Source organism: Citrobacter sp. Cpo032 (assembly GCF_030332975.1).
GTDB lineage: Bacteria > Pseudomonadota > Gammaproteobacteria > Enterobacterales > Enterobacteriaceae > Citrobacter > Citrobacter portucalensis.
Window position 1 is genome coordinate 78,036 of record NZ_JAOWGU010000050.1, and the last position, 10,645, is coordinate 88,680.

At 53.8% G+C, this 10,645-nt stretch carries 9 protein-coding genes; 7 read left to right on the forward strand and 2 right to left on the reverse strand.

The features are described from left to right. Positions 1–15 precede the first annotated feature (15 nt). From fre to OGY33_RS21180, 3 genes are all read left to right on the forward strand, one after another. Positions 16–717 (forward strand): NAD(P)H-flavin reductase, encoded by a 702-nt coding sequence (gene fre / locus OGY33_RS21170; protein ID WP_003828903.1) that lies wholly within the window; start codon positions 16–18, stop codon positions 715–717. Positions 718–945: 228 nt separating this feature from the next. Next, positions 946–1,872 carry an ROK family protein gene (locus OGY33_RS21175; RefSeq protein WP_191238974.1) on the forward strand — a complete coding sequence of 309 codons (927 nt, stop codon included), beginning with the start codon at positions 946–948 and terminating at the stop codon, positions 1,870–1,872. Then, the gene (locus tag OGY33_RS21180; RefSeq protein ID WP_060683027.1) at positions 1,869–2,849 is read left to right on the forward strand and encodes a LacI family DNA-binding transcriptional regulator; all 981 of its coding nucleotides are present in this window, start codon (positions 1,869–1,871) and stop codon (positions 2,847–2,849) included. Before OGY33_RS21175 ends, OGY33_RS21180 begins: the two co-directional genes overlap by 4 nt. A 154-nt stretch (positions 2,850–3,003) precedes the next feature. On the opposite strand, the gene fadA is transcribed toward OGY33_RS21180, so the two are convergent. Both fadA and fadB read right to left on the reverse strand, forming a co-directional pair. Beyond that, a complete protein-coding gene (gene fadA, locus OGY33_RS21185; RefSeq protein ID WP_191238973.1) occupies positions 3,004–4,167 on the reverse strand; it encodes an acetyl-CoA C-acyltransferase FadA in 1,164 nt (387 codons plus the stop codon). 9 nt (positions 4,168–4,176) lie between these two features. Beyond that, positions 4,177–6,366, reverse strand: a complete 2,190-nt coding sequence (fadB, locus tag OGY33_RS21190) for a fatty acid oxidation complex subunit alpha FadB (RefSeq protein ID WP_191238972.1) — start codon at positions 6,364–6,366, stop codon at positions 4,177–4,179. A gap of 188 nt (positions 6,367–6,554) precedes the next feature. Here fadB and pepQ point away from each other — a divergent pair, with 188 nt between their 5' ends. From pepQ to hemG, 4 genes are read left to right on the forward strand one after another with little or no spacing between them, the layout of a single operon-like run. Then, entirely contained in the window at positions 6,555–7,886 is a 1,332-nt protein-coding gene (gene pepQ, locus OGY33_RS21195; protein ID WP_032950648.1) for a Xaa-Pro dipeptidase, read from the forward strand. Beyond that, on the forward strand, positions 7,886–8,500 hold the full coding sequence (locus OGY33_RS21200) for an IMPACT family protein (RefSeq protein ID WP_003017851.1): 615 nt from the start codon (positions 7,886–7,888) through the stop codon (positions 8,498–8,500). Before pepQ ends, OGY33_RS21200 begins: the two co-directional genes overlap by 1 nt. Before the next feature lie 38 nt (positions 8,501–8,538). Next, positions 8,539–9,990 (forward strand): Trk system potassium transporter TrkH, encoded by a 1,452-nt coding sequence (gene trkH, locus OGY33_RS21205; RefSeq protein ID WP_003017848.1) that lies wholly within the window; start codon positions 8,539–8,541, stop codon positions 9,988–9,990. An 11-nt stretch (positions 9,991–10,001) separates the two neighbouring features. Then, complete coding sequence (gene hemG / locus OGY33_RS21210; protein WP_032945724.1) at positions 10,002–10,547, forward strand: menaquinone-dependent protoporphyrinogen IX dehydrogenase; 546 nt, start codon at positions 10,002–10,004, stop codon at positions 10,545–10,547. Positions 10,548–10,645 lie beyond the last annotated feature (98 nt).

Below are 10,645 nucleotides of genomic sequence, written 5' to 3' on the forward strand. Positions count from 1 at the left end.
CGACAGAGAGAGCGCATGACAACCTTAAGCTGTAAAGTGACCTCGGTAGAAGCTATCACTGACACCGTATATCGCGTTCGTTTAGTGCCAGACGCGGCATTTTCCTTTCGTGCTGGCCAGTATTTAATGGTCGTGATGGATGAAAGGGATAAGCGTCCGTTCTCCATGGCATCAACGCCGGACGAGCAAGGATTCATTGAGCTGCATGTTGGCGCCTCTGAGCTAAATCTTTACGCCATGGCTGTGATGGACCGTATTCTGAAAGACCGGGAAATTAAGGTCGACATTCCGCATGGCGAAGCCTGGCTGCGAGATGAAGACGAGCGCCCGCTGATCCTGATTGCCGGTGGTACAGGTTTCTCTTACGTGCGTTCTATTCTGCTTACCGCGCTGGCGCGTAATCCAAATCGCGATATCACCATTTACTGGGGCGGTCGCGAGGAGAAGCATCTCTACGATCTCTCCGAGCTGGAAGCGCTGTCTGTGAACCACCCGAATCTGCGCGTTGAGCCGGTGGTGGAACAGCCTGAAGACGGCTGGCGTGGTCGTACGGGAACCGTGTTAACGGCAGTATTGCAGGATTACGGTACCCTGGCGGAGCATGATATCTACATCGCTGGTCGTTTCGAAATGGCCAAAATCGCGCGCGATCTGTTCTGTAATGAACGCAGTGCGCGTGAAGATCGCCTGTTTGGCGACGCTTTCGCGTTCATTTAAGCGCTGTGCGCCGGAGTCCTTCCGGCGCATTCCTCACCAACCTTACTTCTTCTAACAGGGTGCAAGCCCGGTCTCGTTGTTTCTCTTTTTCACCACGTTTTTTAGTAAACATGTTTTTCCTATCTATTAATCACAAAACTTAGCTTTTGTGACAGGTCTCTTTTTGTTTAGTAAACAAAATTGGCAAACTAGACACAATCAAATTGCGAGGCGCAAACGAGGAAGACCATGAGACTCGGACTGGATATTGGCGGGACTAAAATCGAAGCGGTGGTGATTGATAACGCGGGTGAAATTGTTTACCGCGAGCGATGCGCGACACCAAAGCAGAGTTACGGTGATTTTTTCCAGGCCGTGACGGAGATGATTGCTAAGGCCAGACTGGCCGTTAATCAGCCTTTCTCGGTTGGCGTTGGGGTGCCCGGTGCGGTGGATAGCGAGGGGTTAATTAAGAACTCCAACATCCTGGTGCTGAATCAACAGGCCTTTGCGCAAGATCTTGAGCAAGCGTTAGGGATGGCTGTGCCCGTCACCAACGATGCTAACTGCTTTACGCTGTCAGAGGTGATGGACGGCAGCGGGTATGGACACAGCGTCGTTTTTGGCGTCATCCTCGGTACCGGTTGTGGCGGTGGACTATGCATCGATAACCGCTTGATCTCTGGACCTAACGCCTGCGCAGGAGAGTGGGGGCATAATGCCTTGCCGCGTTATCATGAATCCCGGGATGGGGCCGCAGTGACATGCTATTGCGGACAGTTGAACTGTATTGAAAGTTTTATTTCCGGTAGCGGTCTGGAACGTCAGTATATGAATCACACCGCGCAGCATGTGGGTGTGCCACAAATTATGCAACAGGTAGAATCGGGTGATGCGGATGCCTGCTTTGTATGGGAACGCTATTGCGATCAACTGGCGCGTGCGTTGGCAAGCGTGGTGAATACGCTCGATCCCGATGTTATTGTGCTAGGGGGCGGGGTATCCAATATCGATTTACTGTATTCGGGTTTACAGGCGCGAGTGGCGCAGTACGTATTTGGTAAGCAGTGCCGCACACCGATAGTTCGGGCCCGTCACGGCGACAGCAGCGGCGTACGCGGCGCGGCCTGGCTGGGGGCGCAACAAGCCATAGTAGAATCAATGAGAGTGAAATGACGAAACCTGTACGTATCAGAGATATTGCCGAAGCTTGTGGTGTTTCAGTTGGTGCAGTTTCCCGCGCCCTAAAAGGGCAGCCGGGGCTGCGTGAAGACACCCGGCTGCGCATTATTTCTGTGGCGCAGCAGCAGGGTTATGATTTTTCCCGTCTGCGCACTGACAAGATCAAACGCGTCCTGTTTTTGCTTCACCGCCAGCACAATATCAGCCGGGCATTGCCGTTTTACTCTCAACTGCTGCTGGGCATAGAAGATAATTGTCGTGACCATGGTATTGCGCTGAGCTTTCTCTCCATTGGTCCAGGCGATGCAGTGAGTGAGCAGGTGCTGCTGCACCAGCCTGATGCGCTGATCTGTGCCGGATTTTTTGAGCCTGAATTACTTGGCTTGCTGCAACAGATGAAACTGCCGTTGGTGCTGGTGGATCTCTGGGCGCCGGGCCTGCCTTGCGTGAATCCGGACAACACCCAGGGCGGTTATCTGGCTACACAACATTTGATTGCACAAGGTCGCAGCCGTATTGCTTTTCTTGCCAGCACGCTTGCGCACTACAGCATCCGTCAGCGCGAGAAGGGTTACCGTCAGGCATTGTATGAGGCCCGTTTGCTAATGCCGCCAGAGTATGAAGCCATTGCGCCGCCGCTGCTGGATACCGAGCAATCTTTGGTGGAGGCGGTGAATGAATTGCTCAGTCTGCCAGAGCCGCCCGACGCTATTTTTGCCTATAACGATGCGGCAGCGCTGGTCGTTCAACGGGTGTGTGCGCAGCAGGGTATACGTATCCCGGAAGATCTTGCGCTGGTTGGGTTTGATGATATCGATGCTGCGGCCTGGTCACATCCACCACTCACCACCATTGCGGTTGATAAACAACAATTGGGGCGTGATGCGCTGCGTTTATTGCTGGAAGAAAATCAGGAAGAGAATCTGCTGTTGCCGGTGCAGTTAGTGGTACGTGGTAGTTCAGAGAAATAAAAAACCCGCCCCTGACAGGCGGGAAAAACGGCAACTAAATTGTTATACAATGGCATTTGTGTTGTAGGCCGGATAAGACGCATCAGCGTCGCCATCCGGCATAGTCGCCGGGGGCGCTTTGCTTGCCCGGCCTACAATAAGTCACATGCTTTGATTAAACTCGCTCAAATACCGTCGCGATGCCCTGGCCTAAACCGATACACATCGTCGCCAGGCCAAACTGTACGTCTTTGCGTTCCATCAGATTGAGCAGGGTGGTGCTGATACGCGCCCCAGAGCAACCCAACGGATGGCCCAAAGCGATCGCCCCGCCGTTGAGGTTGATCTTCTCATCGATCTGCTCCATCAGCCCCAGATCTTTAATGCACGGCAGGATCTGAGCGGCAAAGGCTTCGTTCATCTCAAACAAACCGATATCGCTGGTGGAGAGTCCCGCTTTTTTCAGCGCCAGTTTTGAGGCCGGAACCGGACCGTAACCCATGATTGAAGGGTCGCAGCCAACAACAGCCATCGAACGAATACGGGCACGCGGCGTCAGACCCAGCTCACGGGCGCGACTTTCGCTCATGACCAGCATCGCCGCAGCGCCGTCGGAGAGTGCGGAGGAGGTACCGGCAGTGACCGTTCCGCTAACCGGATCGAACGCCGGGCGCAGGGTGGAGAGCGCTTCAACGGTTGTCTCCGGGCGGATAACCTCATCGTAGTTAAACTGTTTCAGCACGCCGTCGGCATCATGACCGCCGGTCGGGATGATTTCGTTTTTAAACGCGCCAGACTGCGTTGCAGCCCAGGCTCGGGCGTGTGAACGTGCGGCGAAGGCATCCTGCATTTCACGGCTGATGCCGTGCATGCGGGAGAGCATTTCCGCAGTCAGACCCATCATTCCCGCGGCTTTTGCCACGTTGCGGCTCATGCCCGGGTGGAAATCAACGCCGTGGCTCATTGGCACATGGCCCATATGCTCCACGCCGCCAATCAGGCACGCCTGAGCATCGCCGGTCATGATCATGCGTGCCGCATCATGCAACGCCTGCATGGACGAACCGCACAGGCGGTTGACCGTAACAGCCGGAACGGAGTGCGGAACTTCCGCCAGCAGCGCGGCGTTACGGGCGATGTTGAAACCCTGTTCCAGCGTTTGCTGCACACAGCCCCAGTAAATATCATCAAGCGCGGCTGGCTCCAGCGCCGGATTACGTGCCAGCAGGCTACGCATTAAGTGTGCGGAGAGATCTTCTGCCCGCACGTTACGAAACGCGCCCCCTTTCGAACGGCCCATCGGGGTACGGATCGCATCAACAATTACAACCTGTTCCATTGTGACTCCTTAAGCCGTTTTCAGGCTGCCAACCGGGCGGGCAGGCTCAACCTGGGGATAATACGGTTCGTTATGGCGCGCCTTATCACGCAGACCAGCCGGAACTTCATACAGCGCTCCGAGGTGCTGATACTGCTGGGCCATATCGAGATACTTCGCGCTGCCGAGCGTATCCAGCCAGCGGAACGCGCCGCCGTGGAACGGAGGGAAGCCCAGGCCATACACCAGCGCCATGTCGGCTTCTGCCGGGCTGGCGATAATGCCTTCTTCCAGACAACGCACCACTTCGTTGACCATTGGGATCATCATGCGAGCGATAATCTCTTCATCACTGAAGTCGCGTTTCGGCTGGCTGACTTCTGCCAGCAGATCGTCAACGGTGGCATCCTCTTCTTTCTTCGGCTTGCCCTTGTTGTCTTCTTTATAACGCCAGAATCCAAGACCGTTTTTCTGTCCGAAACGGTTCGCATCAAACAGGGCGTCTATCGCGTCGCGATAATCTTTCTGCATACGCTGAGGGAAGCCTGCGGACATCACTGCCTGCGCGTGATGTGCGGTATCAATTCCCACCACGTCCAGCAGATAAGCCGGGCCCATCGGCCAGCCAAACTGTTTTTCCATGACTTTGTCGACTTTGCGGAAATCCGCCCCATCGCGCAGCAGCTGGCTGAAACCGGCAAAATACGGGAACAGCACGCGGTTCACGAAGAAACCGGGGCAGTCGTTGACCACAATTGGGGTTTTGCCCATCTGGCTTGCCCAGGCGACAACTTTGGCGATGGTTTCATCCGAGCTTTTCTCTCCGCGAATAATCTCAACCAGTGGCATGCGGTGTACTGGGTTAAAGAAGTGCATCCCACAGAAGTTTTCCGGGCGCTTGAGCGCGCTGGCCAGCTCGTTGATTGGGATGGTGGAGGTATTTGAAGCCAGTACGGTGTTCGGGCGTACCTGATCTTCGGTTTCTGCCAGTACCGCTTTTTTCACTTTCGGGTTTTCTACGACAGCTTCAACCACCACGTCCACACGCTCAAAACCGCTATAGTCGAGGGTTGGATGAATAGTGGAAATCACGCCCGCCATTTTCAGACCGTCAATTTTGCCGCGCTCAAGCTGTTTGTTCAGCAGCTTGGCCGCTTCGGTCATGCCCAGCGTTAATGATTTGTCGTTGATATCTTTCATGACAACCGGCACGCCTTTCCAGGCTGACTGGTAAGCGATGCCGCCGCCCATAATGCCCGCGCCCAGCACCGCAGCTTGCTTCGGTGCTTCAATATTTTTGGTGAGTTTTTTGGCTTTGGCTTTGACGAACTGATCGTTAAGGAAGATCCCAACCAGCGCGCGAGCTTCACTGGTGTGCGCCAGTGGAACAAAGCTTTTATTTTCCAGATTCAGCGCTTCTTCACGGCCAAAACGGGCCGCTGCTTCAATGGTTTTTACCGCGGTAATCGGCGCGGGATAATGCTTCCCTGCCGTCTGTGCCACCATGCCTTTAGCGATGGTAAAGCTCATAGCCGCTTCAATTTTGCTGAGTTTCAACGGCTCCAGCTTCGGCTGACGTTTGGCCTTCCAGTCGAGGTCGCCGTTAATCGCCTGACGTAATACTGCGATCGCGCCATCAAGCAGTTTGTCTTGCTTCACTACGCCATCGACCAGGCCGATTTTTAGCGCCTGCTCAGCACCAACATCCTTACCTGCCGCAATAATTTCCAGCGCGCTGTCCGCACCCAGCATACGTGGCATACGCACGGAGCCGCCAAAGCCCGGCATAATGCCCAGCTTGGTTTCCGGCAGGCCAATGCGCAGGTCCGGCGTTGCCAGACGATAATCGGTTGCCAGAACACACTCGCAGCCGCCACCCAGCGCGTAGCCGTTTACCGCGGAGAGGGTCGGAACAGGCAGATCTTCGAGGCGATTAAAGACGCTGTTGGCAAAATGCAGCCACTGGCTCAGTTGTTCTTCAGGCACGAGGAACAGTGAAAGGAATTCGGTGATATCGGCACCAACAATAAAGGCTGCTTTGTTAGAACGCAGCAGCAGTCCTTTTAAATTCGGTTGTTTTTCCAGCACATCAAGCGCATGGCCCAGGCTGGCAACGGTGGCCGTGTCGAGTTTATTGACCGAACCAGGGGCATCGAACACCAGTTCGGCGATGCCATCTTCCAGCCAGTCGAGGTACAGGGTGTCGCCTTTGTAAAGCATGTCAGTCTCCTGAATCCGCAAGGTGATCTGGTCATACCAGATGAATCGAAGTGTGTGTTTTATGTTAATAAAATGCAAATAAATGATTAAAGAAATGACGATTCGATCACGCTCGGCAGAAATCACGCACTCACAAAGCGATGTGCTAAGATGCGGAGACTTGAGGTCAAAAAACAGAAGGATAGAAAATGGAATCGCTGGCCGCACTCTATAAAAATCATATCGTTACCTTACAGGAACGGACGCGCGACGCGCTGGAACGCTTCAAACTGGATGCGTTACTTATTCACTCTGGCGAACTTGTTAACGTCTTTCTCGACGATCATCCATATCCGTTTAAGGTCAATCCACAATTTAAAGCCTGGGTGCCTGTAACACAGGTTCCTAACTGCTGGTTGCTGGTGGATGGCGTAAACAAGCCGAAACTGTGGTTCTACCTGCCGGTCGATTACTGGCACAACGTTGAGCCGCTACCAACCTCTTTCTGGACGGAAGAAATCGAGATCATCGCGCTGCCGAAAGCGGATGGTATCGGTAGCCAACTGCCTGCTGCTCGCGGCAATATCGGTTACATCGGCCCGGTTCCGGAACGTGCGCTGCAACTGGACATCGCGGCCAGCAACATCAACCCGAAAGGGGTGATCGACTACCTGCATTATTACCGCGCCTATAAAACGGATTACGAACTGGCCTGTATGCGCGAAGCGCAGAAAATGGCGGTAAATGGACACCGTGCCGCAGAAGAAGCGTTCCGTTCCGGAATGAGCGAGTTTGACATCAACCTCGCTTACCTGACTGCCACCGGTCACCGCGACACAGACGTGCCATATAGCAACATCGTGGCGCTTAACGAGCATGCTTCGGTTCTTCATTACACCAAGCTGGATCATCAGGCACCGTCTGAAATCCGCAGCTTCCTGCTCGATGCTGGTGCGGAATACAACGGTTATGCGGCAGATCTGACGCGTACCTGGTCGGCGAAAAGCGACAATGACTATGCGCATCTGGTGAAAGACGTTAACGACGAAGAGCTGGCGCTGATTGCCACCATGAAAGCAGGCACCAGCTACGTGGATTATCACATTCAGTTCCATCAGCGCATCGCGAAGCTGCTGCGTAAGCATCAAATCATCACCGATATGAGTGAAGAGGCGATGGTGGAAAACGATCTTACCGGGCCGTTTATGCCGCACGGTATCGGTCACCCGCTGGGTCTGCAGGTACATGATGTCGCTGGCTTTATGCAGGACGACAGCGGTACTCATCTGGCCGCACCGTCGAAATATCCTTACCTGCGTTGCACCCGCGTACTGCAACCGGGCATGGTTCTGACCATCGAACCGGGCATTTACTTCATTGAATCTCTGCTGGCGCCGTGGCGTGAAGGGCAGTTCAGCAAGCACTTCAACTGGCAGAAAATTGAAGCACTGAAACCGTTCGGCGGTATTCGTATTGAAGACAACGTGGTGGTCCACGAAAACAATATCGAAAACATGACGCGGGATTTGAAACTGGCGTAATGGACAGTTGGTTAATCCCTGCGGCGCCGGTTAGCGTCGTCGAAGAGATCAAAAAAAGCCGCTTCATTACGCTGCTCGCCCATACGGACGGCGTAGAAGCGGCAAAAGCGTTTGTTGAGTCAGTCAAAGCGGAACACCCGGACGCCCGACACCATTGTGTGGCGTGGGTGGCGGGTGCGCCCAATGACTCGCAGCAGCTGGGATTTTCAGACGATGGCGAACCGGCGGGTACGGCAGGTAAACCGATGCTCGCGCAGCTGATGGGGAGCGGCGTCGGTGAGATTACCGCTGTAGTCGTGCGCTACTACGGCGGTATCCTTCTCGGTACTGGAGGGTTGGTAAAAGCCTACGGTGGCGGTGTGAATCAGGCGTTGCGCCAGTTAACGACACAGCGCAAGACGCCATTAACCGAATATACTTTGCAGTGTGAGTACGGTCAGCTGGCAGGCATTGAAGCCTTGCTGGGGCAGTTTGACGGTAAAGTCGTTGCCAGTGATTACCAGGCTTTTGTTCGGCTCAGGGTGGCGCTTCCTTTTGCCAAAGTGGATGAGTTTTCGGCAAAACTGGCGGATTTTAGTCGTGGTTCATTGCAATTGTTAGCGATTGAAGAATAATCCCCACCTCATTTTAAAGAACTAAGGAAGCGGCAGAGATGCATTTTCGCGCCATCACCCGAATCGTTGGACTACTGGTCATCTTATTCTCGGGGACAATGATTATCCCCGGACTGGTAGCGCTCATCTACCGCGATGGGGCTGGGCGTGCATTCACCCAAACTTTCTTCGTTGCTCTGGCGATCGGCTCCATGCTGTGGTGGCCAAACCGTAAAGAGAAGGGTGAGCTGAAATCGCGTGAAGGATTTCTGATTGTCGTTTTGTTCTGGACCGTTCTGGGCAGTGTGGGTGCGCTACCGTTCATCTTTGCTGAAAGCCCTAACCTGACGATAACCGACGCTTTTTTTGAATCCTTTTCCGGATTAACCACTACAGGTGCGACGACGCTGGTGGGGCTGGATTCATTGCCACACGCGATTCTCTTTTATCGCCAGATGCTGCAATGGTTCGGTGGGATGGGGATCATCGTGCTGGCGGTGGCTATCCTGCCTATTCTTGGTGTTGGTGGGATGCAGCTCTATCGTGCAGAAATGCCGGGGCCGCTGAAAGATAATAAAATGCGCCCGCGTATTGCCGAAACGGCGAAAACGCTGTGGCTAATCTATGTATTACTGACGGTGGCGTGCGCGCTGGCGCTATGGTTTGCCGGGATGCCCGCGTTTGACGCCATTGGGCACAGTTTTGCCACAATCGCCATCGGTGGTTTTTCCACACACGATGCCAGCGTGGGGTATTTCGACAGTCCCACGATTAACACCATCATTGCTATCTTCTTGCTGATCTCCGGTTGTAACTATGGTCTGCACTTCTCTTTATTAAGTGGGCGTAGTCTGAAGGTCTACTGGCGGGATCCGGAATTCCGCATGTTTATCGGCGTGCAGTTGACGCTGGTGGCTGTCTGTACGCTGGTGCTATGGATACACAATACCTATGGCTCGGCGCTCACGACGATCAACCAGGCCTTTTTCCAGGTGGTATCGATGGCGACGACCGCCGGATTTACCACGGACAGTATTGCCCGCTGGCCCCTGTTCCTGCCAGTGCTGTTGCTGTGTTCTGCTTTTATCGGCGGCTGTGCCGGGTCGACGGGCGGTGGCTTGAAGGTGATTCGTATCCTGCTGCTGTTTAAGCAGGGTAACCGCGAATTGAAACGACTGGTCCATCCGAATGCGGTTTACAGTATCAAACTGGGTAACCGTGCGTTGCCGGAGCGAATTCTTGAAGCCGTATGGGGATTCTTCTCTGCCTATGCGCTGGTCTTTATTATCAGTATGCTGGCGATTATTGCGACCGGTGTTGATGACTTCTCCGCGTTTGCCTCTGTTGTGGCAACGTTGAATAACCTGGGGCCTGGACTGGGGGTTGTCGCCGACAACTTTGCCAGTATGAACCCTGTGGCGAAGTGGATCCTGATTGCCAATATGCTGTTTGGTCGTCTGGAGGTCTTTACTCTGCTGGTGCTCTTTACCCCTACCTTCTGGCGTGAATAATGGAGTAACACGTGAAAACACTGATTCTTTTTTCTTCCCGGGACGGACAAACGCGTGAAATCGCTGAGTATCTGGCTTCTGAACTCAAAGAGCTGGGCGTTTGGGCAGATGTTGTTAATTTGCATCGTACCGCGGAGCCGGACTGGCAAAATTATGACAGCGTGGTAATTGGCGCCTCGATTCGCTACGGTCATTACCATGCTGCTTTTCAGGAGTTTGTGAAAAAGCATGCCACACGGCTGAATTCGATGCCGAGCGCGTTCTACTCCGTAAACCTGGTTGCCCGTAAACCGGAGAAACGTACGCCGCAAACCAACAGCTATGCGCGTAAGTTCCTGATGAGTTCGCCGTGGCGACCAGACCACAGCGCAGTCATTGCGGGTGCTTTGCTGTATCCACGCTATCGCTGGTATGACCGCGTTATGATCCAACTGATAATGAAGATGTCAGGCGGTGAAACGGATACGAATAAAGAAGTGGTGTATACCGATTGGGAACAGGTTGCGAGATTCGCGCGAGAAATAGCCCAATTAACCAACAAAGCGTTGTTAAAATAAGCGCAAAGAATAAAAAACACGCACTCGGAAGATTATTTTAAATTTCCCCTTGTCAGCCTGAAATAACTCCCTATAATGCGCCTCCACTGACACGGAAC

Coding starts and splice junctions, on each gene's coding strand:
- fadB (WP_191238972.1), bottom strand. CDS start 6,366: ATGCTTTACAAAGGCGACACCCTGTACCTCGACTGGCTGGAAGATGGC.
- OGY33_RS21180 (WP_060683027.1), top strand. CDS start 1,869: ATGACGAAACCTGTACGTATCAGAGATATTGCCGAAGCTTGTGGTGTT.
- pepQ (WP_032950648.1), top strand. CDS start 6,555: ATGGAATCGCTGGCCGCACTCTATAAAAATCATATCGTTACCTTACAG.
- OGY33_RS21175 (WP_191238974.1), top strand. CDS start 946: ATGAGACTCGGACTGGATATTGGCGGGACTAAAATCGAAGCGGTGGTG.
- trkH (WP_003017848.1), top strand. CDS start 8,539: ATGCATTTTCGCGCCATCACCCGAATCGTTGGACTACTGGTCATCTTA.
- OGY33_RS21200 (WP_003017851.1), top strand. CDS start 7,886: ATGGACAGTTGGTTAATCCCTGCGGCGCCGGTTAGCGTCGTCGAAGAG.
- fre (WP_003828903.1), top strand. CDS start 16: ATGACAACCTTAAGCTGTAAAGTGACCTCGGTAGAAGCTATCACTGAC.
- fadA (WP_191238973.1), bottom strand. CDS start 4,167: ATGGAACAGGTTGTAATTGTTGATGCGATCCGTACCCCGATGGGCCGT.